Origin of the sequence: Pseudomonas mandelii, assembly GCF_024138395.1 — a bacterium.
In the GTDB taxonomy this organism is placed as follows: Bacteria; Pseudomonadota; Gammaproteobacteria; order Pseudomonadales; family Pseudomonadaceae; genus Aquipseudomonas; species Aquipseudomonas mandelii_E.
On the sequence record NZ_JAMYDU010000001.1, the window covers coordinates 702,147 to 723,160 of the forward strand.

A 21,014-nucleotide genomic window follows, 5' to 3' on the forward strand; every position below is an offset into this window, starting at 1 on the left:
CATGCCCACAGAAAACAAACCGGCAGAGCCGCTGAAGGTTGAGCGCTCGACAGTCACAAAGCTGATGATCACTGGCGCGCCGCGGCTCGACGCGATCACCGTGTTCCTCGAGGACTTCGGCCGGCGCGACTGCCCGACTGAGTCGAACCCGAACTACCAGACCGCCCAAGGCTAGATCACCATCAACTGGTGGGACAACAACAGGAACGCTTATTGGGGCGGTATGGGGCCGCGCACCGTTGCTGAGTTCGTTGCCGACTGCGATTGGCACTACGTCCTTAACTGCCTCGATCGCGGCATCAGCGAAACTCGATTCACCTGTGATGCGTTGGAGGCGCGCATGTGCGTCCTTGAGTGCCGACGCGGGCGCAATTCTTCGGACGGGGAGGAAGGCAGCCTCGGCGCAAAAGACGCGCGCCGCCTGTTCAATTGTGTGGACGAAATGCGTAACATCGAATCGGCGACGAATGCTGGCACCACAGTGAGCTGCTGACCGAGCTATTCGGCGAAGAGTGGCACTACCCTTGTCGGCGATCGTGCCAAAGAGGAAAACCATAAGTTCACATATCTGCGGAGGGTCGTCTAAGCGGTGCAGGCAGCGCTTAGCCAAGAACAGCAGCAGGTGGCAGCCTGACCAACCCTCACCTTTGTCACGTGCTCTCCACAATTAGTTGATGCTTTGTAGTCTCGTCACACGTAATCGCAGGCACTTGGCCCGGCCGAGAGTGGATCATTAAGTATTGCTGCGTACGCTCGGTATCAAAGACCTGATTTGCTGCCTCCATCTCCTCCAATGATCTGGTATCGATGGAGGTTGCAGGAGTACCAACATTTACCGAGCTGATGTAAAAAGCAGTCTCTATTTCACCCAAGCTAGGGACATGAGCCAATACATGCAGATCAGTCGTACTGGAACAGTTTTAACTGGTGAACATACCAGTTGGACCATAAGCGTTCACGACGACAGCGCAGGTGAAACTGGTGGCTATTTCCTTTGCTTGTTACTGGATGAGCTGCACGGCTTTGATTCCTGGTTCGAAACCATAGAACAGTTAGAGCGAGAAATTTCAGAGTTCGACGTTCGCTGGGACTAGAGCTTCACAGCTTCATTTCACCTTCCCCTCCCTTCCCCTTCAAAGTCAGCCGCTATAGCGGCAAAGGAACAGTCATGCCTGAAGAAACTGTTTGATCGAAGCACTCCCAGTCCATCGCGATGCGAACGGTTGGTGGTCGCACCCTGAACACCTCTCGGAGTTCAACGACGAAATTACCGAAGAGCAGTTCAGCGACTGGTGCAAGCGCCACCAGGTGGAAACGAAGATCACCTACATGGAGAGCGACGTGCCCGTCGATGTGTTCGACGCCTACATGGAGGACGACCAGGTTGATTGCTCGGCGTGGGAGATTCATTACCCCGCCGAACCTGATTGGTTCATCCTGTCGATTCACGACGCCGAGGATGGCCCTGTTTGCATCTGGGGCCGACGGGTGACGTCATGATCATTCCAGTCTGCGCCCTCGCCTACATGGCCTGGCTCATCTATTCGGGGCCACGGCGATGAATAACAGGATCGTCTGCCAATTCAGCTGTGGCGCTGTTTTGGCAGTGAGTACTGCGTGCCGGGATCAGCCTTCCGATCATGTACCAGATGGGCTACGACAACGCCAATTGCATTGGGTGTGTGAAGGCTGGGGAAGGCCACTTCCACGCCATCCGTTAGAACTTTCCGGAGCAGTTCGAAGAGCTTTGCAAAGTACAGGACGAACTTGGCCCCGGCAGTTACCTGCACCGTAACCGAAAAACTGGAGTGCGGTATTCGCTACGTTACCTAGGCGTCGGGCCAGCGTGCCGCAACGAAAGCCTCCCAGCCTGCTCCTTCTTTTGTGAACTCGCAGAGGCTGACTATCAAACATCAACCCCCAATTCGGCAATAAGCTAAGAGGCCTGCCGCAGCTGGCGATGCTCAACGCGGTGGCAATTGGCACATAAACACTGCAAGTGCTCTAGGTTGGTCATGTGCCCTTCTTTCATCTCCGCGATCTGCGTGGAGTGATGATGTACCTCAATACATGCCTCGCCGACATCACCATACAGTTCCGCAGGGTCGAGAAAGCATTTTTCGCAGAAAAGCTTGCCATGCTTTCGGATGAATGCCGTTTTTTTTGCTTTCGACAACCCAGGCGCCCGCTCTCTGCGTAAGTGAAACACGAGTCTCGGACTGCCCTCAACCCAATGTCTTTCCTCCGCCTCCAAAGGAAGCGCCAAAACCGAAACCTCTTCCTTTTTGGCGATGATTCGGTATCCCGCCTCTTCAAGCAACTCGAAACAAACTGTATCCCTACCAGCCGTAAAATGCGCTGGCGTAACCTTAAAGCCCAAAGCCGAAGTCGCAGCAAGCCCAAACACCTGCTTTGGCGCAAGCCTGACTCCGTCATCAGCTATCAAGTCATAGTCAGTCGAAGGTGCATATCCATCAGCAGCTTGCCCTATGAGAAGGGCTTGCACCGCGCTCCAAATGTGCTCTGAAGTGACCTTTCGAAGATCGTTCAATGGTAAGCGACCTAGTGCAACTTCATTAGAGCGACGGAAAACGGCTATAGCACGTTGTCTATCCGCTGTGCACTCCCACCCAGCAGCGATCCAGAGGTGAGCCCAAGTGTGCGAATCGCGAGATCTCGAATTCGCCCACCAAGCATCATGGTCTCTCGCACTGGGGGGGAGTCCGCCCACAAGACGATCTATCTCTTGAAATGTTATCTCAACGACATTTGCAGACTGGCGACGTAAAAATTCCGCTAAAGGTGCGTATTTGCTCATCTGACACCCTCCTAGAAAAGCGTGAGCATATTGCCATCAACCCTAACCAACAATAGACCACCCCGCCGACCCGAAAAAAACACCCAGCAGTAATCCTCCCCTTAAAACTCAAAAGCCTGCCGGTGAACGGCGGGCTAGGAATGGATATGTCCGATTTTCAAACGGAATCCACGCCTCCGCTCGCAAGGTGCACAAGTGCGGTGAATGCCACGGCAACATTGCGCCAGGCCAGAAATACCAGCTCATCTCAGGAAGCTGGGACGGTGACATGGGCTCGTTCAAGACCTGCATACCGTGTCTCAAGGAAAGGCCATCGACCAGATCACCATCCCCATGATCGCGGAGATGCTGGACGCCCTCACCCCGCGCACGGCCAACCAGTGTCGGGCGCTGCTGATCGACATCTTTAACCACGCAGCGGCCAAGGGTCTATGCCCAGATAACCCGGCGGCCAGCACCATCAACCGGATCGAGAAGAAGCAGCGAAAACGGCACACGATTGAAGGCCTGAAAGCCATTCGGGAGAAATCGCCGGTCTGGCTGCAGAACGCAATCGACCTTGCACTGATCACCGCGCAGCGCCGTACCGACATCCTCAACATGCGATTCGATGGTGTTAGGGAAGGGTATTTGTATGTGGTCCAACAAAAGATGGCCAAGGCCAGTGACGCGGCGTGGATCCGGTTCAAAGTGACCGAAGAACTTCAGGCCGTGATCAGCCGGTGCCGGGATGATATCGCCTCCCCGTACCTGGTCCATCGCCGTCCCGATCGCCTGAAACAGAAACAGGCGCAGACAAAGGATCACTGGACGCAGGTTGAAGAGCGGTATTTGACGCGGGCCTTCAAGGAGGCTCGGGAGTTGGCGGGTTGTTACAAAGGATGGAAGGAAGAGGAAATGCCGGGCTTCCACGAAGTGCGAGCGCTATCGCTGCAGCTGTACCAAAAAGCCGGAAAGGACGGGCAGAAAATCGCTGGCCATGCGAGCGAGAGCATGACCAAGAACTACCAGAAAGACCACGCAGAAATCGTCTGGTCGGAGGCAATTCCCGACCTGAATATCAGCGAAATCACCGGGTAGTTTTGCGCAAGTTTTGCGCGGGTTTTGCGCAGACACAAAAAAACCGATCTAGATGATCGGCTTAAGTGTCTGATTTTACTCAGAAAATATGGTCGGGACGGAGTGATTCGAACACTCGACCCCTAGCACCCCATGCTAGTGCGCTACCGGACTGCGCTACGCCCCGACTAGGCGTTGAATCTGTTCCTCATCTCGAGGAACGCTCAAGAATATATCGCAAGCTTTTGAAAACTGGAAGTATTTAAAAGCAGGAATTTATTTCTTGAGCACCACCAGAACATCTTCAAGCTCGGCGATCATCTGGCGGATCATTTGTTTGTATTGGGTGGTGTCGTCTTTGGCTTCATCGCCGGACAAACGCAAGCGTGCGCCGCCGATGGTAAACCCCTGATCGTAAAGAAGCGCGCGGATTTGCCGGATCATCAGCACGTCCTGGCGCTGATAATACCGGCGGTTTCCGCGGCGTTTGACGGGGTTGAGTTGAGGAAACTCCTGCTCCCAGTAGCGCAGCACGTGCGGTTTTACGGCACAAAGCTCGCTGACTTCACCAATGGTGAAGTAGCGTTTGCCCGGGATGACGGGTAGTTCGTCGTTATGACTTGGTTCCAGCATAAGCCTCAACTCGGGCCTTCAACTTCTGCCCTGGACGAAAGGTGACCACACGGCGAGCCGTGATCGGGATTTCTTCTCCCGTTTTTGGATTGCGGCCAGGCCGCTGGCGTTTGTCCCGAAGGTCGAAATTGCCGAAACCGGACAATTTGACTTGTTCGTTGTCTTCAAGAGCGTGCCTGATTTCTTCAAAAAACAGTTCGACCAATTCCTTGGCCTCCCGCTTGTTCAGGCCCAGCTCTTCATACAGACGTTCCGCCATCTCAGCTTTCGTCAAAGCCCCCATACGTCACTTCCTTAACGTGGCGTTCAACCTTTGTTCGAGCGAGGTGAGGATGTTTTGCGTCGTGGTATTCACCTCATCGTCATTAAGAGTGCGCGATGGATGCTGCCAGGTCAAGCCGACTGCGAGGCTTTTTCTATCAGGATCAATGCCTTTACCCTGATACACGTCAAAGAGCCTGAGGTCTGTCAGCCATTCGCCTGCATTTTCACGGATTACGTCCAATACGGCGGTGGCCGCAACGTCTTTATCCGCCAGCAGTGCAAGGTCACGACGTACTTCAGGAAAGCGCGATAACTCCTGGAATTTAGGCATTTTGCCCAACGCCACTTCAGCCAGAACCAGCTCGAATACGAAGACCGGACGGTCGAGACCGAGGGTTTTCGACAATTCAGGGTGAATCGCGCCAACGAAACCTACCAAACGGCCTTCGCGTTCGATGCGCGCGGTTTGACCCGGGTGCAATGCTGGGTGTTTACCCGGCACGAACGTGAACGAATCCAGTGCGCCGGCGAAGCCCAGTACCGCTTCAACATCGGCTTTGACGTCGAAGAAGTCCACGACATCGCGACCTTGTGCCCAGCCTTCCGGCAGACGGCTACCGCACACTACACCCGACAGCATCGGCTCTTGTTTGAGGCCTTCCAGCTGACCGACGAAGCGCAGGCCGCTTTCGAACAGGCGGACGCGATCTTGTTGACGGTTCAGGTTGTGCTGAAGCGCTTTGACCAGACCAGGCCACAGGGACGAACGCATGGCAGCCATGTCGTTGGAAATCGGGTTGGCCAGCAGCAGCGGCTCGACACCCGGATTAAACAACTCGAATTGTTTCGGATCGATGAAGCTGTAAGTGATCGCTTCCTGATAACCACGAGCCACCAGCAGACGACGCAGTTCAGGCAGATCGCTGCGCGCTTCAGCCTTGGCTTGCGGCGCCAGGCGGGCTTGCGGGTAACGAACCGGCAGACGGTTGTAGCCGTACAGACGGGCCAGCTCTTCGATCAGGTCGACTTCAAGGCTGATATCGAAACGGAAGCTTGGCACTTCAACGCGCCACTGCCCTGCCCCATCGGCAGAAATGGTCAGGCCCAAGGCGCTGAGCAGACGCTCGACTTCGGCCGAATCCATTTCCATGCCCAGCATCTGGGTGATGCGCTGGGCACGCAGGGTAATCGGCGCGATCGACGGCAGGTGTTGCTCGCTGACGGTTTCAATGATCGGACCCGCTTCGCCGCCGGTGATGTCCAGCAGCAGGCCAGTAGCGCGCTCCATGGCTTCACGGGCCAGTTGCCAGTCCACGCCACGCTCGTAGCGGTGCGAGGCATCGGTGTGCAGGCCGTAGGAACGAGCCTTGCCAGCGACAGCAATCTGGTCGAAGAACGCGCTCTCCAGGAATACATCGCGCGTGGTTGCAGACACACCACTGTGCTCGCCACCCATGACGCCAGCAATGGCCAGCGCGCGAGCGTGGTCGGCGATCACCAGCGTATCGCTACGCAGGCTGACTTCCTGACCGTCGAGCAGCACCAACTTCTCGCCTTCTTCGGCCATGCGTACGCGGATGCCGCCATTGATTTCGGCGAGATCGAACGCGTGCAGCGGTTGACCCAGTTCCAGCATCACATAGTTGGTGATGTCGACGGCAGCGTCGATGCTGCGCACGTCGGCACGACGCAGACGCTCGACCATCCACAGCGGCGTCGGCTTGGACAGGTCAACATTACGGATAACACGACCCAGGTAACGCGGGCACGCGGCTGGCGCGAGGATTTCAACCGAACGCACTTCGTCATGCACGGCGGGAACGCTGGCAACGACCGGACGCGTGACTTGGGCGGCGTACAGCGCACCGACTTCGCGAGCCAGACCGGCCAGGGACAGGCAGTCGCCGCGGTTCGGGGTCAGGTCGACCTCGATGCTGGCGTCGTCGAGGCTCAGGTACTCACGAATGTCCTGACCAACCGGCGCATCGGCCGGCAATTCCATCAGGCCATCGTTGCCTTCGCCAATTTGCAGCTCGGCCTGGGAGCACAGCATGCCGTTGGATTCAACGCCGCGCAGTTTGGCTTTCTTGATTTTGAAGTCGCCCGGCAGTTCGGCACCAATCATGGCGAACGGGATCTTCAGGCCCGGGCGCACGTTTGGCGCACCGCACACGACCTGGAAAGTCTCCGAGCCACTGCTGACCTGGCAAACACGCAACTTGTCAGCATCCGGGTGTTGCTCGGTGCTCAGCACCTCGCCCACTACCACGCCACTGAATTCACCGGCGGCCGGCGTAACGCTATCGACCTCAAGACCGGCCATCGACAGACGAGCAACCAGCTCGTCGCGACTTACCTGCGGGCTTACCCAGCCACGCAGCCATTGTTCACTGAATTTCATCCTGCTCTCCTAAGAATTCGTTACGACTAGCGAAATTGCGCGAGGAACCGCAAGTCGTTGTCGAAGAACAGACGCAAGTCGTTCACGCCGTAACGCAGCATGGCCAGACGCTCAACGCCCATGCCGAAGGCAAAGCCCGAGAACTCTTCCGGGTCGATCCCGGACATACGCAGCACATTCGGGTGAACCATGCCGCAGCCCATGACTTCCAGCCAGCCAGTCTGCTTGCAGACACGGCAACCTTTACCGCTGCACATCACGCATTCCATGTCGACTTCGGCGGATGGCTCGGTGAACGGGAAGTACGAAGGACGGAAACGCACGGCCAGTTCTTTTTCGAAGAACACGCGCAGGAACTCTTCGATGGTGCCTTTCAGGTCGGCGAAATTGATATCGCGATCGACCAGCAGGCCTTCGACCTGATGGAACATCGGGGAGTGAGTGATATCGGAGTCGCTACGGTACACACGGCCTGGGCAGACGATGCGGATCGGCGGCTGTTTCGATTCCATGGTGCGGACCTGTACCGGCGAGGTATGGGTGCGCAGCAACATGTTGGCATTGAAATAGAAGGTGTCATGCATCGACCGGGCCGGGTGATGGCCTGGGATGTTGAGCGCTTCAAAGTTGTGGTAATCGTCTTCGACCTCAGGGCCTTCGGCGATGCCGTAGCCGATGTGAGTGAAGAACTGTTCGATACGTTCCAGAGTGCGAGTAACCGGATGCAGACCACCGGAGGTCTGACCGCGGCCAGGCAGGGTCACGTCAATGGACTCGGCAGACAGTTTGGCGGCCAGGTCGGCCTCTTCAAACAGTGCCTTGCGAGCATTGAGAACCTCTGTGACACGCTCCTTGGCAACGTTGATCAGCGCGCCGACTTGCGGACGCTCTTCTGCCGGCAAATTCCCCAGGGTCTTCATCACCTGAGTCAATTCGCCCTTTTTGCCAAGGTAGTGAACCCGGATTTGCTCCAGGGCATTGATATCTTCAGCGCTTTGCACAGCCTCTAGTGCTTGAGAGACGAGCGCATCCAGGTTTTCCATGTACAGACTCCAGATACAAAATAGGGGAAGAGCTTGAAGGCTCTTCCCCTATTTATGACGTTTAACACCTGGCCCCACAAAGGTGAGGCCGGGTGACTGTCGGGGGTACTTAAGCCAAGGTGGCTTTAGCTTTCTCGACAATCGCAGCAAACGCCGCTTTTTCGTTCACTGCCAGATCAGCCAGAACCTTACGGTCGATCTCGATGGACGCTTTTTTCAGGCCGGCGATGAAACGGCTGTAGGACAGACCGTTGATACGTGCACCAGCGTTGATACGAGCGATCCACAGAGCGCGGAACTGACGTTTTTTCTGACGACGGTCACGGTAGGCGTATTGGCCTGCCTTGATTACCGCTTGCTTGGCAACACGGAATACGCGCGAGCGAGCGCCGTAGTAGCCTTTAGCAAGTTTCAGAATTTTTTTGTGACGTTTACGGGCAATGACGCCACGCTTTACACGAGCCATGAGTTACTTCCTCTATTCTTGACTAAATTAACGAAGGCGCAGCATGCGCTCGACTTTTGCCACGTCACACGGTGCCAGCAAGCTGCTACCGCGCAGTTGACGCTTACGCTTGGTCGACATTTTAGTCAGGATGTGGCTCTTGAAAGCGTGCTTGTGCTTGATACCGTTAGCAGTTTTCAGAAACCGCTTAGCAGCACCACTTTTAGTTTTCATTTTTGGCATGTTCGGATACTCCGCATTCAGTTGATAAACATAATCAGAAGGCCTGCCGTGCCCTATTGATTACTTCTTCTTTTTCGGGGCGATGACCATGATCAGCTGGCGTCCTTCCATCTTAGGATGCTGTTCGACCGAACCGTACTCGAGCAAGTCACCTTCAACTCGCTTGAGGAGTTCCATCCCCAGCTCCTGGTGGGCCATCTCACGGCCGCGGAATCGCAAGGATACCTTGGCCCTGTCCCCATCACTCAGGAAACGTACCAGGTTGCGCAGTTTTACCTGGTAATCCCCTTCCTCCGTCCCTGGACGAAACTTGATTTCTTTAACCTGAATCTGCTTCTGGTTTTTCTTGGCCGCGGCAATCTGCTTCTTCTTCTCGAAGATCGATTTGCCGTAGTCCATCAGTTTGCAAACAGGGGGTACTGCATCGGCGGAAATTTCCACCAAATCCAGTTTGGCCTCTTCAGCCTTAAGAAGCGCGTCTTCAATTGACACAATCCCAAGCTGTTCACCTTCAGCTCCAATTAACCGAACCTCGCGTGCCGAGATATTCTCGTTGATCGGGGCTTTCGGTGCAGCTCGTTTATCTTGTCTCATTTCACGCTTAATAATAATTACTCCGAATCTGGGCGACCACGCCGGGAAACCGCTTGCGCGAGAAACTCAGCGAACTGGGCGACGGGCATCGAGCCCAGGTCAGCACCTTCACGAGTACGCACAGCGACAGTCTGCATCTCGACTTCCCGATCTCCGATAACCAAGAGATAGGGAACCTTGAGCAAAGTATGCTCGCGGATTTTAAAGCCGATCTTTTCATTTCTCAAGTCAGACTTGGCACGAAATCCGCTTTCATTGAGGGTTTTTTCAACCTCAGCGGCAAAATCGGCCTGTTTATCAGTGATATTCATGATCACTGCCTGGGTCGGAGCCAGCCACGCGGGGAATGCACCCTCGTAGTGCTCGATCAGGATTCCGACGAAACGTTCGAACGAACCCAGGATCGCCCGGTGCAACATAACCGGGTGCTTGCGACTGTTGTCTTCGGAGACGTATTCGGCTCCCAGACGGACAGGCAGGTTAAAATCGAGCTGAAGGGTACCACATTGCCAGACACGGCCGAGGCAATCTTTCAGCGAGAATTCGATCTTCGGACCGTAGAACGCACCCTCGCCTGGCTGCAGATCATACGGCAGGCCAGCACTATCAAGGGCTGCAGCCAGTGCAGCTTCGGCGCGATCCCACAGTTCGTCGGAACCGACGCGTTTTTCCGGACGAGTGGACAGCTTCATCTCGACGTCTTTGAAGCCGAAGTCGGCATAAACGTCCATGGTCAGCTTGATGAACGCAGCGGATTCGGCCTGCATCTGCTCTTCAGTACAGAAGATGTGAGCATCGTCCTGAGTGAAGGCGCGCACGCGCATGATGCCGTGCAGCGCACCCGACGGCTCGTTACGGTGGCAGGCACCGAACTCGGCCAGACGCATCGGCAGCTCGCGGTAGCTTTTCAGGCCCTGATTGAACACCTGCACGTGGCACGGGCAGTTCATCGGCTTGATAGCGTAGTCGCGGTTTTCCGACTGAGTGGTGAACATGTTGTCGGCGTAGTTGGCCCAGTGCCCGGATTTCTCCCACAGGCTGCGGTCAACGACTTGTGGAGTTTTGATCTCCAGATAGCCGTTGTCGCGCTGAACCTTGCGCATGTACTGCTCGAGTACCTGGTACAGAGTCCAGCCGTTAGGGTGCCAGAACACCATACCCGGCGACTCTTCCTGGGTGTGGAACAGGCCCAGACGCTTGCCGATCTTGCGGTGATCACGCTTCTCGGCTTCTTCGATGCGCTGGATATAAGCCGCCAGTTGCTTCTTGTCCGCCCATGCGGTGCCGTAAACGCGCTGCAATTGCTCGTTCTTGGCATCGCCACGCCAGTAGGCGCCGGACAGCTTGGTCAGCTTGAAGGATTTCAGGAAGCGCGTGTTCGGCACGTGCGGACCGCGGCACATGTCGACGTATTCTTCGTGATAGTACAGCCCCATGGCCTGCTCGTTCGGCATGTCTTCGACCAGGCGCAGCTTGTAGTCTTCGCCGCGGGCCTTGAACACTTCGATCACTTCGGCGCGCGGAGTGACTTTCTTGATCACGTCGTAATCTTTCTCGATCAGCTGTTGCATGCGCTGTTCGATAGCGGCCAGGTCGTCCGGAGTGAAAGGACGCTCGAAGGCGATGTCGTAATAGAAGCCTTCGTCGATGACCGGACCGATGACCATCTTGGCCGTCGGGTACAGCTGCTTGACCGCGTGGCCAACCAGGTGGGCGCAAGAGTGGCGAATGATCTCCAGCCCCTCTTCATCCTTTGGCGTAATGATTTGCAGCGAGGAATCGCTGTCGATGATGTCGCTGGCGTCGACCAGCTTGCCATCGACCTTGCCGGCCACGGTGGCCTTGGCCAGACCTGCACCAATGGATGCGGCGACCTCGGCTACGGAAACCGGATGATCGAATGAACGTTGACTGCCGTCGGGAAGAGTAATAGTTGGCATGGCGCCTCCTCTCCTAGTGGTGACCCCTACCAAAGGTCACGTGGGTTGGGATGAGCCAGTACAAGATCCGATCCAGGCCATTCAATAACGAACGCCTGCCTTACAGCGGCAGGAGCCTTGCGGCCAACCGGAAAACCGAACCAGAGTGACTGGGATTCAAATCAGGGTTATTCGAGCATCTGCCGCTGCCGGGACTGAAGGTCGTCCGGAGCCTGCAAACGCCCGAGCGAGGCATGCTAGCACAGATGAACGGTCATCGCGGTGGCAAGGTTTTCTGCTGGGGCAAATCACGCATTTTTATGCCAGAGTGCTGAACTTGAACCCCGCTTTACCCCTCAGATAACAAGACATTGACCCAAAAGGAGCATCTCAGCATGCGTCTGAATCGTTTATTCGCCATCGTCGCACCCGTCGTCCTGTTGCTGCCGCTGGCTGCCCATGCCGATTGGCCAAAGGGCGAGCGCGAGAAATACATGGCTCAGTGCACTCAAGCGGCCACTCCGCAGATCGGCGCTGCGGCTGCGAAGTCTCACTGTGCTTGCGGTGCCGACGCGATCAAATCGTACCCGGCCAGCGACATTCAGGCCCTGATGGATAACAAGGCCAGCCCGGAACTGCAACAGAAAGCCCTGGGTCAGATAGCTAAATGCAAGGCCAATGCACCGGCGAAAAAGTGAGAAAAAAGTCCTTTTAACCCGGCTCACTGCCGATAAAAAGTGATGAAATCTAGCTTTTTCGTACAAATTTTTCAGGTTTTTCAGCTTTTTTTATTGTCTTTACTTTCGGCTGAAAGCCTTTTAAACCGGGGCTTTCAGCCACACGGAGCAACAAAGCAAACGTGACTGTAGGGCAAACAGCACACCCAGGGGGCTCCCAAAGCGAACATTTCGACTATGATAGTCCGGTGTGCCCAGTTGGCCTGAGCAGCACAGTACACTGAAAATATATGTTTCTTGGAGATACACCATGTCTAATCGCCAAACCGGCACCGTTAAATGGTTCAACGATGAAAAAGGCTTCGGCTTCATCACTCCTCAAGGTGGCGGTGACGACCTGTTCGTACACTTCAAAGCTATCGAAAGCGACGGTTTCAAAAGCCTGAAAGAAGGCCAGACCGTTTCCTTCGTGGCTGAGAAAGGCCAAAAGGGTATGCAAGCTGCACAAGTCCGCCCAGAGTAATTTCTGGCGCACTAAAAAAACCCCGTCCATGTGACGGGGTTTTTTATGGGCGTAACAAAAGCCTGAAGCAATCAGCCGCAGTTGACGCGGGTGACCACCAGATTGTTGTCGGTGTTCAGGTTCAGGCGATCGGAGCGATATTCCAGGGTCACCATATCGTCAGGCTTGAGGAACCGGGCATTCTGCGCGCCTGCACGGGTACGTGCCTGCTCGAGCAATTGGGGCGAAGCCTTTTTGCCGATGGTGAATTCGGCAGCCTTTGCTTCACAACGGCTGTGGCCGGTGTCGGTCGCCACAGGGTTCTTTGCCGACTCGGTGGACGTACTGCTGCAACCGGCCAGCAGGGTGGCGGCCAACAAAGTACCCAATGACGCGAGCTTCCAAGGCATGAAGCCTCCTTTTTTCAATAGTTAAGCTGAGATCGTGCGACCGCCATTTCGGCGTTTGGTTTCAAGGCGGGCTTTCGCCTCGCCCTCGATCCGGGATAGCGGCGAGTGTGCCTGAGCATCGGCACGCCGTTCATCCTTCAATCGTGACTGAATATGAACAGCGCTCAATAGACATCGATGTAGTCGTAAGGCGGCTTTGGCCAATTTTGCTTGAGCGCATTGAAGATCTGCATCACCCAGACCTCGTCGCTGGCCGCGACCAATCCGACATAACCGGAACCCTTGGCCCACGTCTCCAGGCGAAACAGCAATCCGTCGATGTCCGTACCGCCCACAATACCCGACGAAATGTAGGCGATGCCGCCCTTGGTGACCCGCAACTGGGTGTGCTCATCATCACTGGCAGAGGCCAGTAGCTGACGCACCGCGTCGAGGGTCAAGCCGCCAGGAGTGTTCAAATCGATCTGCACAGCACGGTCCTTGAAAATTCATCAAAGACCAAGTGTCGCATAGCCCTCCCCTCATGCCTAAGTCGGAGTGCCAAACGTCCCGCAAAATGGTTAACTCGACACTCAGCCTTTCCGACTTCACGAGCGCCATCATGACCACCGTAAGCATCGACGCCGACATCAAAGCCAAGTGGCCACAGGGCCATAGCTCTTACAGCCCGGGTAGCCCGGAAGAGTTGGCAATCATTGGTATCGATTTACTGGTCAAGGAACTGGGAACACAAGCCGCACAGACATTCATCAAGCAGGTTCTCGAGAAGTACCCCGTCGACTATATGGGCGCAACAGAAACCGAATAACGCAAAAACCCGCAGGCTGGTACCTGCGGGCCTATGACTTACTTCAAACGAGCCAGACGCTGGGTCAGCAGATCGAAGAAGCCCTGAGCGTCGCCGCTTTCAACCCAGAAGGCATTTTTCGGTGCCTTCAGGCCATCATACCAGTCGACAATGGTCTGGCCGAAGGTCGGCCCTTCGCGGCTATCAACCACGACGTTGACCGAGCGGCCTGTAAACAGCTCTGGCTTGAGCAGGTAAGCAATAACCGTGGCGTCATGCACCGGGCCACCCGACATGCCGTAGTGCTCCATGTCGCCTTTGACGTACTCGTTGAGAATATCGCCCACCAGCTTGCTGGCATGGTTGTTCAGGGCGGCGATCTGCTTCAGGCGCGCTTCACTGGTCAGGATCTTGTGGGTCACGTCCAGCGGCAGGTAGGTCAGCTTGACGCCACTTTTCAGCACCACTTCCGCAGCCTGAGGGTCGGCGAACAGGTTGAATTCGGCCACTGGGGTGATGTTGCCACCGTTGAAGTGCGTGCCCCCCATGATCACCACTTCCTTGATGCCCTGAACGATTTCAGGCTCCTGGATCAGCGCCAGCGCCAGGTTGGTTTGCGGGCCGAGCATGGCGATGGTGATGCTGTGGGGTTTAGCGGTCTTCAGGGTATCGATCAGATAGTTGACCGCATTGCCTTCGGCCAGACCTTTCTTCGGTTCGTGCACGGTGACGCCCGACAAGCCTTCCTTGCCGTGGATGTTCTCGGCATAGATCGGCGTGCGCATCATCGGTTTCGGTGCGCCCGCGTAAACAGGCACCTCTTCGCGCCCTGCCCACTCGCGGGCCAGACGCGCATTACGCGAGGTCTTGTCCAGGCGCACGTTGCCCGCAACGGTGGTCAGCGCACGAACGTTCAGCTCTTCCGGCGATGCCAGGGCAAACAGCAAGGCGACCACGTCATCGGCACCCGGATCGGTGTCGATGATCAAGTCGATCTTTTCCGCCGCTTGGGCGCTTGTTGCGGTAATCAGGGACAAAAGCAGCAGACTCCGAAGCAGGTGGTGCAGTTTCTGAGCATAGCGGTGCATAGCGCACTCCTTGTGCGTGGGAACAACGGAAGTTAAAACGTTACGCCAGCCACCAAGATAATGTTGCAGTACGGCTGACATTCTCCTGTACGAATAATCGCCCGTGCTTGTCGGCTGAGTACTTTGAATTGGTCATGACTGAGCAGTTCACGCCGGCCCAGCGCACCTTCGGCTTTCAGATCATCCAGCGTACTCAAGGCCGACGGTTTCTTGTCCAGAATCTCATGAGCCAGCACATGGCTTTCGACCTGCATTTCGCTGAGCACGACCTTCAAGGTACTGACGAAATCCGGAATCCCGTGGGTCAAGGCCAGGTCGATCAATTCGACGCCGGGCGGAACCGGCAGGCCGGCATCGCCGATCACGACCGTGTCGCCATGGCCCAGTGAGGCGATCAGCCGCGACAGCGCGACGTTGAGCAAAGGAGTCTTTTTCATGGTGCTTTAAAGGCCTGTACGTCGGACAAGGTGGGGATCGAAGGTTGCGCGCCAGCCCGAGTGACTGACAGCGCTGCGGCGACCTGGCCGAAACGGATCGCTTCAGCCTCGCTTTTGCCGGCCGCCAGCGCGGCGGCGAAACCACCGACGAACGTGTCGCCGGCCGCGGTGGTGTCGACCGCCTTCACTTTCGGTGCAGGGAAATGCTCAAGCCGCGTGCCATTGGCCAATAGCGATCCCTGAGCGCCGAGGGTGATGATCACTTTGCCGGCGCCCATGGCGATCAAGCGGATGGCGGCGGTTTCGGCGGTGCTCAGGGAATCCACCGGCAAACCGCTCAAGGCCGAGGCTTCGCTTTCGTTGGGTATGAGGTAATCGATGGCCGCATACCAATCCGCCGGCAGCGGGCGACTGGCCGGCGCCGGATTGAGAATCACGGTTTTACCCAACTCACGACCGCGCTTCAGCGCATGGCCGACCGTGGCATCCGGTACTTCCAGCTGACAGATAATGACATCCGCCGCTTGTAACACCGCGTCGAAACGATCGACCACTTCGGGCGTCAGCGCACCGTTGGCGCCGGCAACAATCACGATCGCGTTCTGACTGTTGTCATCGACCACGATCAACGCCACGCCACTGGAGTCCTCAACAGTACTGACCGCCTGGCAATCGATTTGCTCGGCCAACAACGCCCCGCGCAGCGCTTCGCCATAGGCGTCGCTGCCGACACAACCGACCATCGACACCTGCGCCCCCAGCCGCGCCGCAGCCACCGCCTGGTTCGCGCCCTTGCCGCCGGAAACCGTGGCAAACGATTCGCCGATCAGCGTTTCACCACCACGGGGCAGCCGTGGCGCCCGGGTTACCAGGTCCATGTTCAGGCTGCCTATTACCACTACTTTTGCTGGCATACATCACTCGTCAATTCTGTTTCTGCGGTGCTTTTGGTTTCAGCGATGCTTTTTGTTCAGCGGTACTCAGCGAACGCGCTGGCCAGCGGCGCAGTCGATTCTCGCAGGACAATACTGGGCGTCACGATGCGCTGATCGGTCGCCAGCTCGGGCGTGGCAATTCTGCGCAACAGCACTTCGGCCGCCATCTCGCCAAGCTGCAGGATCGACTGGCCCACGGTGGTCAGCGCCGGATAGACGTAACGGCTCATCTGGATATCGTCGAAGCCAATCACCGACAGCTCGGTGGGCACCCGAATATTGCGCTCGGCAGCGGCGCGCAACACACCGATGCCAATCATGTCGTTACCAGCGAAGATCGCGCTGGGTGGATTCTTTTCCAACAGGATCGCGGCGGCGTTGTAACCGCCAGTGCTGGTGAAGTCGCTTTCCAGCATGCGCTCGCGCGGCACTTCGACGCCCGCCTCTTTCAAGGCGCGGCAATAACCGGCCAGACGCATCTGCGCCACGCTGGTACTCGCCGGCCCGCCAATCGTGGCGATGTCCCGATGCCCCAGCTCCAGCAGGTGTCGGGTCGCCAGATAGGCACCGTATTCATGATCGATGCGCACCATATCGGCATCGAGACCTTCGAGCCCACGGTCGACGATCACCATCGGTGTGCGCACACCCGCCAGACCTTCGGCCAGGCCGCTGTCACCCCCGGCCGAGGCCACGATCAAACCGTCAATGCGTTTTTCCAGCAACACGCGAAGGTAGCTGCGTTGCTTGTCCGGATTGTCGTCGGAGTTGCAGAGGATGACGCAATAGCCGTTGCGCTCGCAGTAATCCTCGATGCCACGGGCCAACTCGGCGAAGTACGGGTTGAGGCTGTTGGGCACCAGCAGGCCGATGGTCGCGGTGGTTTTCGCTTTCAACGACCGGGCGACGGCACTGGGCACGTAGTCGAGACTTTTGATCGCTGCCTCGACCTTGACCCGCACTTCCTCACTGACCGGCCGCGTCTTGTTCACCACGTGGGAAACCGTGGTGTAGGAAATGCCCGCGAGTGCCGCTACATCTTTGATTGTTGCCATGACTCAGGTCCGCCGGCTTGCGCGCTGACTGCGATAAGTATCTAGCACCACCGCCACCACGATCACCGCACCGGTGATGATGCGTTTGGTGGGTTCGGTCGCGCCGATCTGCGCCAGACCGGCCGCCAGTACGGAGATGATCAGGACGCCGAAGAACGTACTGATGACCGAACCGCGCCCGCCCATCAGGCTGGTGCCGCCGATCACGACTGCGGCAATCACTTGCAACTCCAGACCGGAACCAGCGTTCGGGTCCGCCGCTTCCAGGCGCGAAATCTGAAACAACGCAGCGATACCGGCCAGCAGCCCCATCAGACTGAACACCAGGATCTTGTAGGGCTTCGGATTGATCCCCGCCAGACGCACTGCTTCTTCGTTGGTGCCGATGCCGATCAGGTAACGACCGAACACCGTACGCGTCAGCACGGCCTGGGCGACGAAGATAATCAGCAAGGCAATGATGAATGACGGCGAGATGCCGAATGCGATCGGGTTGGACAGCCAGGCGAAGGCATCACCGATGTAGGCGGTGCGCGAACCGGTCATCTGATACGCCAGGCCTCGCGCCATTTCCAGCACGCCGAGGGACACGATGAACGACGGAATTCGCCACGCCACGGTGATTGAACCGGTGATTGTCCCGGCCAATGCCGCTACCGCCATGCCGAGCAAGGCCGCGGGCAAGACGCTCCAGCCCCAACCGAGAATTGCCACGCTGACCGCCGAGGCCGCGAGCGCCAGCACCGAACCCACCGACAAGTCGATTCCGCCGATGATCAATACGAAGGTCATGCCGACCGCCAATACCATCAAATCGGGAATCTGGTTGGCCAGGGTGCTGAAGGTGTCGTAAGACAGAAAATGGCTGCTCAGGATCGAGAACAGCGCGACCATCGCCAGCAAGGCACCGGCCAGGCCCAGATAAGTACCGAGGCCGTAAAAATTGCCACTACGTTTGCCGGCCAAAGATGCAGTATTCATGGAAGATCCCTAGGCGCTGCTTCATTGAGCAACGCATCACGTTTTTGGTAGCCGGCGAAAGCAGCGGCAAGCAAATCATCCTGGGTCCAGCTGTCACGATCGAAGGTGTCGATCAGACGCCCTGCCGACAGCACACCGATGCGGTCGCAGATCAGCATCAGTTCGCGCAGGTCGCTGGACACCACTACCAGCGCCTTGCCCTGACGGGTCAATTCACCGAGTAATGCGTAGATATCGAACTTGGCGCCGACGTCGATGCCACGGGTTGGCTCGTCGAACAGCATCACCGTGCAGTCGCGCTCGAGCCAGCGGCCGATTACGACTTTCTGCTGATTGCCCCCGGACAGTTCCGAGACCAATTGCGTAGGGCTGGAACTGCGAATGCGCATGGCGTTGATCTGACGTTGGGCCAGAGACATCTCGTCACCGTTATTGACGAAGCCTCCGCTGGAAATCACCGGCATATTGCCCAAGGCAATGTTGGCGCTGATTGATTGCGTCAGCAGCAGGCCTTCACCTTTGCGGTCTTCGGTGATCAGGGCGATGCCGTGACCGACCGCGTCGGCCGGCGAACGAATACTCACCACCTGAGCCAACGCCCCCAGCGCGACGGTGCCGCTGTCGGCTGTATCGGCGCCGAAGATCAGGCGCAACAACTCGGTGCGTCCTGCCCCGATCAAACCGGAAATTCCGAAAATCTCGCCGGCGCGCACTTCAAAGGACACGTCGCGAACCTTATCGGAACGGGTCAGTCCCTTGACCGTCAAGGCCGGCGCGCCAATCTTGCGCGGGCCCATATCGATGTGCTCGCCCAATTCACGGCCGACCATCAGGGTGACCAGTTGCTCGCTGTTGTAATTGGCCATCGGCTCGACACAGACCAGGTTGCCGTCGCGCAATACCGCAATGCGCTGGGCCACCCTGGCCAGTTCTTCGAGGCGGTGGGAAATGTAGATGATCGACACGCCGCGAGCCTGCAGGCGGGTGATCTGCTCGAACAGCATTTCGACCTCACGGGCCGTCAGCATGGCTGTCGGCTCGTCGAGGATCAGCACGTGGCAATCGCCTATCAGGTTGCGAGCGATCTCGACCATCTGCTGATGGCCGATCCCGAGTTCGCCGACCAAAGTATCTGGATCGATGGCATCCAAGCCGACTTGGGCCATGGCCTCGATCGCCGCCTTGCGCAATTGCTTGCGGCTGATCCAGCCACCGTGGCTAGGCAGATTGTCGAGAAACAGATTTTCCGCCACCGACAATGTCGGCAACAGATTGAGTTCTTGCATGACCATGCGGATGCCCAGCTCTTCGGCCTGGCTCCGGCTGCCGGGGCGGTAATCCCGCCCCTGGAATTGCATCTGGCCGGTGGTCGGCGTGACCAGTCCGCCAATGATTTTCGACAGCGTACTTTTACCGGCGCCATTCTCGCCGGTCAGCGCCAGCACTTCGCCGCGCATCAGCGTCAGGTCGATGCCGGTGAGGACGGGTTGGGCATAAGTCTTACCGAGACCGCTGACCGAGAGGACAGCGTTCGGGGCGCAAACTGACATAAAAACTCTCCATGTGCTCGCCCCAAGAGGCGAGCACCGTTGTGTCGCCAGAAGGACTACTTGGTAACCAGCTCTACCGGAGTTTCGATGACGCCGTTGACACCGCTATCGACTTTCTTGCCGTTGATGATGTTCAGCGCCGTCTCGATGCCGAACACCGCTTGCCGGGCAGCAAACTGGTCGGCGGTGGCCAGGACGCGGCCATCCTTGAGCATTGGCTTGATGGCATTGATGTTGTCGTAACCGACCACTTGCACCTTGCCGGCCTTGCCCGCCGCGCGCACGGCAGATACCGCGCCGACGGCCATGCTGTCGTTGCCGGCCAACAGGGCTTTGATGTTCGGGTACTCGCTGAGCATCGACGAGGCAACCTTGCCACCCTTGTCGATTTCCCAATCGCCGGACTGCAGGGACACGACTTTGATCTGCGCCGCCTCCATCGCATCCTTGAAGCCCGCCGTGCGCTGCTGGGCATTGGTGGTGGTGGAAACGCCTTCAATGATGCCGACTTCATCACCAGCCTTCAGCTGTTTGGCCAGGTACTCACCCACCAGACGCGCGCCTTTGCGGTTGTCCGGGCCTACGAATGGAACGGTGATATTTTTGCTTTTGACCACGGCCGGGTCCAGCTGGTTATCGATGTTGATCACGGTGATGCCGGCATCGACTGCTTTCTTGATGACAGGAACCATGGCCTTGGAGTCTGCCGGAGCGATAACCAATGCGTTGACCTTGGACAAAATCATTTGCTCGACGATGCGCGTCTGGCCGGCCGTGTCCGTTTCGTCCTTGATGCCGTTGGAGATCAGCTCAAAGTCGCCGGAGTGGTCTTTCTGGTAGGCCTTGGCGCCGTCTTCCATGGTCAGGAAGAATTCGTTGGCCAGGGATTTCATGACCAGTGCGACTTTAGGTTTTTCAGGGGTTTCGGCGAAAGCCGAAGAGACGGGCAACGCGGCGGATGCGGCAGCCAGCATTGCGACAGCGAGAAGACGTCCAGCGAATGGCAGCTTCATGGGTTCACTCCGATCTTATGATTATTCTGAGCAACGCTTGCGCTAGACCCTGCCCTTACGGGATCAAGCCATCAAGGGCGACCGCGCAAACGTTTGCGTAGACCGAACTATGCGAACCCTGTCGAGCTTTGTCAATGACCGGTTTTGTGTCTTGATTGGC

The 21,014-nt window shown here is 57.2% G+C and carries 25 protein-coding genes, 1 tRNA gene and 2 pseudogenes; 8 read left to right on the top strand and 20 right to left on the bottom strand.

All coding sequences use genetic code 11. The annotated features are described in order from the left end of the window. Position 1 precedes the first annotated feature (1 nt). The 4 genes from NHU87_RS03180 (at position 2) to NHU87_RS03195 (ending at position 1,500) form a co-directional block, all read left to right on the top strand. The gene (locus NHU87_RS03180; RefSeq protein WP_253545550.1) at positions 2-175 is read left to right on the top strand and encodes a hypothetical protein; all 174 of its coding nucleotides are present in this window, start codon (positions 2-4) and stop codon (positions 173-175) included. Positions 176-223: 48 nt separating this feature from the next. Continuing rightward, positions 224-493 carry a hypothetical protein gene (locus tag NHU87_RS03185; protein ID WP_253545552.1) on the top strand — a complete coding sequence of 90 codons (270 nt, stop codon included), beginning with the start codon at positions 224-226 and terminating at the stop codon, positions 491-493. Between the two features lie 400 nt (positions 494-893). Then, complete coding sequence (locus NHU87_RS03190) at positions 894-1,094, top strand: hypothetical protein (protein ID WP_253545554.1); 201 nt, start codon at positions 894-896, stop codon at positions 1,092-1,094. A 91-nt stretch (positions 1,095-1,185) separates the two neighbouring features. Then, positions 1,186-1,500, top strand: coding sequence for a hypothetical protein (locus tag NHU87_RS03195; protein WP_253545556.1), 315 nt, complete (start codon positions 1,186-1,188; stop codon positions 1,498-1,500). Positions 1,501-1,936: 436 nt separating this feature from the next. Here the strand turns inward: NHU87_RS03195 and NHU87_RS03200 are convergent, their stop codons facing one another. Both NHU87_RS03200 and NHU87_RS28545 read right to left on the bottom strand, forming a co-directional pair. Beyond that, the gene (locus tag NHU87_RS03200; protein ID WP_253545558.1) at positions 1,937-2,551 is read right to left on the bottom strand and encodes an HNH endonuclease; all 615 of its coding nucleotides are present in this window, start codon (positions 2,549-2,551) and stop codon (positions 1,937-1,939) included. A 75-nt stretch (positions 2,552-2,626) separates the two neighbouring features. Next, positions 2,627-2,818, bottom strand: a pseudogene (locus NHU87_RS28545) (DUF7662 domain-containing protein); the annotation flags it as partial. Positions 2,819-3,118: 300 nt separating this feature from the next. On the opposite strand from NHU87_RS28545, the pseudogene NHU87_RS03205 reads away from it, so the two are divergent. Next, a pseudogene (locus NHU87_RS03205) lies at positions 3,119-3,898 on the top strand (tyrosine-type recombinase/integrase); the annotation flags it as partial. A gap of 89 nt (positions 3,899-3,987) precedes the next feature. On the opposite strand, the gene NHU87_RS03210 reads toward NHU87_RS03205, so the two are convergent. The 9 genes from NHU87_RS03210 to thrS form a co-directional block, all read right to left on the bottom strand. Then, positions 3,988-4,064: transfer RNA gene (locus NHU87_RS03210), tRNA-Pro, on the bottom strand. Positions 4,065-4,153: 89 nt separating this feature from the next. Then, entirely contained in the window at positions 4,154-4,510 is a 357-nt protein-coding gene (locus NHU87_RS03215) for a MerR family transcriptional regulator (protein ID WP_003179985.1), read from the bottom strand. Next, positions 4,491-4,793: an integration host factor subunit alpha gene (gene ihfA / locus NHU87_RS03220; protein WP_002553164.1), complete on the bottom strand. Its 303-nt coding sequence runs from the start codon at positions 4,791-4,793 to the stop codon at positions 4,491-4,493. The genes NHU87_RS03215 and ihfA overlap by 20 nt, the downstream gene beginning before the upstream one ends. Before the next feature lie 3 nt (positions 4,794-4,796). After that, complete coding sequence (gene pheT, locus NHU87_RS03225) at positions 4,797-7,175, bottom strand: phenylalanine--tRNA ligase subunit beta (protein WP_253545560.1); 2,379 nt, start codon at positions 7,173-7,175, stop codon at positions 4,797-4,799. A gap of 26 nt (positions 7,176-7,201) precedes the next feature. Next, entirely contained in the window at positions 7,202-8,218 is a 1,017-nt protein-coding gene (gene pheS, locus NHU87_RS03230) for a phenylalanine--tRNA ligase subunit alpha (protein WP_007905876.1), read from the bottom strand. A 109-nt stretch (positions 8,219-8,327) separates the two neighbouring features. Further along, on the bottom strand, positions 8,328-8,684 hold the full coding sequence (gene rplT, locus NHU87_RS03235; protein ID WP_007905879.1) for a 50S ribosomal protein L20: 357 nt from the start codon (positions 8,682-8,684) through the stop codon (positions 8,328-8,330). A gap of 27 nt (positions 8,685-8,711) precedes the next feature. Continuing rightward, positions 8,712-8,906, bottom strand: a complete 195-nt coding sequence (rpmI, locus tag NHU87_RS03240; protein ID WP_008145659.1) for a 50S ribosomal protein L35 — start codon at positions 8,904-8,906, stop codon at positions 8,712-8,714. Between the two features lie 60 nt (positions 8,907-8,966). Then, positions 8,967-9,518 (bottom strand): translation initiation factor IF-3, encoded by a 552-nt coding sequence (infC, locus tag NHU87_RS03245; RefSeq protein WP_172435341.1) that lies wholly within the window; start codon positions 9,516-9,518, stop codon positions 8,967-8,969. Continuing rightward, a complete protein-coding gene (thrS, locus tag NHU87_RS03250) occupies positions 9,518-11,440 on the bottom strand; it encodes a threonine--tRNA ligase (RefSeq protein WP_123498780.1) in 1,923 nt (640 codons plus the stop codon). The genes infC and thrS overlap by 1 nt, the downstream gene beginning before the upstream one ends. A 374-nt stretch (positions 11,441-11,814) precedes the next feature. Between thrS and NHU87_RS03255 the strand changes: the two genes are divergently transcribed. Further along, entirely contained in the window at positions 11,815-12,117 is a 303-nt protein-coding gene (locus NHU87_RS03255; RefSeq protein WP_253545562.1) for a hypothetical protein, read from the top strand. A gap of 289 nt (positions 12,118-12,406) precedes the next feature. Then, positions 12,407-12,619 (top strand): cold-shock protein, encoded by a 213-nt coding sequence (locus NHU87_RS03260; protein WP_003179963.1) that lies wholly within the window; start codon positions 12,407-12,409, stop codon positions 12,617-12,619. Between the two features lie 71 nt (positions 12,620-12,690). Here NHU87_RS03260 and NHU87_RS03265 read toward each other — a convergent pair whose 3' ends face one another. Further along, positions 12,691-13,008, bottom strand: a complete 318-nt coding sequence (locus NHU87_RS03265; RefSeq protein WP_253545564.1) for an I78 family peptidase inhibitor — start codon at positions 13,006-13,008, stop codon at positions 12,691-12,693. A 164-nt stretch (positions 13,009-13,172) separates the two neighbouring features. Beyond that, a complete protein-coding gene (locus tag NHU87_RS03270) occupies positions 13,173-13,478 on the bottom strand; it encodes a hypothetical protein (protein WP_253545566.1) in 306 nt (101 codons plus the stop codon). A 131-nt stretch (positions 13,479-13,609) separates the two neighbouring features. Here NHU87_RS03270 and NHU87_RS03275 point away from each other — a divergent pair, with 131 nt between their 5' ends. After that, positions 13,610-13,816: a hypothetical protein gene (locus NHU87_RS03275; RefSeq protein WP_237881951.1), complete on the top strand. Its 207-nt coding sequence runs from the start codon at positions 13,610-13,612 to the stop codon at positions 13,814-13,816. A gap of 38 nt (positions 13,817-13,854) precedes the next feature. Here the strand turns inward: NHU87_RS03275 and NHU87_RS03280 are convergent, their stop codons facing one another. Genes NHU87_RS03280 through NHU87_RS03310 form a run of 7 tightly spaced genes read right to left on the bottom strand, consistent with a single transcriptional unit; the run spans position 13,855 to position 20,854 of the window. After that, entirely contained in the window at positions 13,855-14,883 is a 1,029-nt protein-coding gene (locus tag NHU87_RS03280; protein ID WP_253545568.1) for a nucleoside hydrolase, read from the bottom strand. A 32-nt stretch (positions 14,884-14,915) separates the two neighbouring features. Next, on the bottom strand, positions 14,916-15,320 hold the full coding sequence (rbsD, locus tag NHU87_RS03285) for a D-ribose pyranase (protein ID WP_253545570.1): 405 nt from the start codon (positions 15,318-15,320) through the stop codon (positions 14,916-14,918). Further along, positions 15,317-16,234 carry a ribokinase gene (gene rbsK, locus NHU87_RS03290; protein ID WP_253545572.1) on the bottom strand — a complete coding sequence of 306 codons (918 nt, stop codon included), beginning with the start codon at positions 16,232-16,234 and terminating at the stop codon, positions 15,317-15,319. Before rbsK ends, rbsD begins: the two co-directional genes overlap by 4 nt. Before the next feature lie 56 nt (positions 16,235-16,290). Continuing rightward, positions 16,291-17,310, bottom strand: coding sequence for a LacI family DNA-binding transcriptional regulator (locus tag NHU87_RS03295; RefSeq protein ID WP_253545574.1), 1,020 nt, complete (start codon positions 17,308-17,310; stop codon positions 16,291-16,293). A gap of 3 nt (positions 17,311-17,313) precedes the next feature. Then, positions 17,314-18,291 carry an ABC transporter permease gene (locus NHU87_RS03300; RefSeq protein ID WP_253545576.1) on the bottom strand — a complete coding sequence of 326 codons (978 nt, stop codon included), beginning with the start codon at positions 18,289-18,291 and terminating at the stop codon, positions 17,314-17,316. Beyond that, entirely contained in the window at positions 18,288-19,841 is a 1,554-nt protein-coding gene (locus NHU87_RS03305) for a sugar ABC transporter ATP-binding protein (protein ID WP_253545578.1), read from the bottom strand. Before NHU87_RS03305 ends, NHU87_RS03300 begins: the two co-directional genes overlap by 4 nt. Before the next feature lie 56 nt (positions 19,842-19,897). Next, positions 19,898-20,854: a sugar ABC transporter substrate-binding protein gene (locus NHU87_RS03310; protein ID WP_253545580.1), complete on the bottom strand. Its 957-nt coding sequence runs from the start codon at positions 20,852-20,854 to the stop codon at positions 19,898-19,900. Positions 20,855-21,014 lie beyond the last annotated feature (160 nt).

Coding starts and splice junctions, on each gene's coding strand:
- thrS (WP_123498780.1), bottom strand. CDS start 11,440: ATGCCAACTATTACTCTTCCCGACGGCAGTCAACGTTCATTCGATCAT.
- NHU87_RS03185 (WP_253545552.1), top strand. CDS start 224: ATGGGGCCGCGCACCGTTGCTGAGTTCGTTGCCGACTGCGATTGGCAC.
- NHU87_RS03280 (WP_253545568.1), bottom strand. CDS start 14,883: ATGCACCGCTATGCTCAGAAACTGCACCACCTGCTTCGGAGTCTGCTG.
- NHU87_RS03190 (WP_253545554.1), top strand. CDS start 894: ATGCAGATCAGTCGTACTGGAACAGTTTTAACTGGTGAACATACCAGT.
- NHU87_RS03265 (WP_253545564.1), bottom strand. CDS start 13,008: ATGCCTTGGAAGCTCGCGTCATTGGGTACTTTGTTGGCCGCCACCCTG.
- NHU87_RS03300 (WP_253545576.1), bottom strand. CDS start 18,291: ATGAATACTGCATCTTTGGCCGGCAAACGTAGTGGCAATTTTTACGGC.
- NHU87_RS03275 (WP_237881951.1), top strand. CDS start 13,610: ATGACCACCGTAAGCATCGACGCCGACATCAAAGCCAAGTGGCCACAG.
- ihfA (WP_002553164.1), bottom strand. CDS start 4,793: ATGGGGGCTTTGACGAAAGCTGAGATGGCGGAACGTCTGTATGAAGAG.
- NHU87_RS03215 (WP_003179985.1), bottom strand. CDS start 4,510: ATGCTGGAACCAAGTCATAACGACGAACTACCCGTCATCCCGGGCAAA.
- NHU87_RS03295 (WP_253545574.1), bottom strand. CDS start 17,310: ATGGCAACAATCAAAGATGTAGCGGCACTCGCGGGCATTTCCTACACC.
- pheT (WP_253545560.1), bottom strand. CDS start 7,175: ATGAAATTCAGTGAACAATGGCTGCGTGGCTGGGTAAGCCCGCAGGTA.
- NHU87_RS03180 (WP_253545550.1), top strand. CDS start 2: ATGCCCACAGAAAACAAACCGGCAGAGCCGCTGAAGGTTGAGCGCTCG.
- rpmI (WP_008145659.1), bottom strand. CDS start 8,906: ATGCCAAAAATGAAAACTAAAAGTGGTGCTGCTAAGCGGTTTCTGAAA.
- rbsK (WP_253545572.1), bottom strand. CDS start 16,234: ATGCCAGCAAAAGTAGTGGTAATAGGCAGCCTGAACATGGACCTGGTA.
- NHU87_RS03260 (WP_003179963.1), top strand. CDS start 12,407: ATGTCTAATCGCCAAACCGGCACCGTTAAATGGTTCAACGATGAAAAA.
- rbsD (WP_253545570.1), bottom strand. CDS start 15,320: ATGAAAAAGACTCCTTTGCTCAACGTCGCGCTGTCGCGGCTGATCGCC.
- pheS (WP_007905876.1), bottom strand. CDS start 8,218: ATGGAAAACCTGGATGCGCTCGTCTCTCAAGCACTAGAGGCTGTGCAA.
- NHU87_RS03255 (WP_253545562.1), top strand. CDS start 11,815: ATGCGTCTGAATCGTTTATTCGCCATCGTCGCACCCGTCGTCCTGTTG.
- rplT (WP_007905879.1), bottom strand. CDS start 8,684: ATGGCTCGTGTAAAGCGTGGCGTCATTGCCCGTAAACGTCACAAAAAA.
- NHU87_RS03310 (WP_253545580.1), bottom strand. CDS start 20,854: ATGAAGCTGCCATTCGCTGGACGTCTTCTCGCTGTCGCAATGCTGGCT.
- NHU87_RS03305 (WP_253545578.1), bottom strand. CDS start 19,841: ATGTCAGTTTGCGCCCCGAACGCTGTCCTCTCGGTCAGCGGTCTCGGT.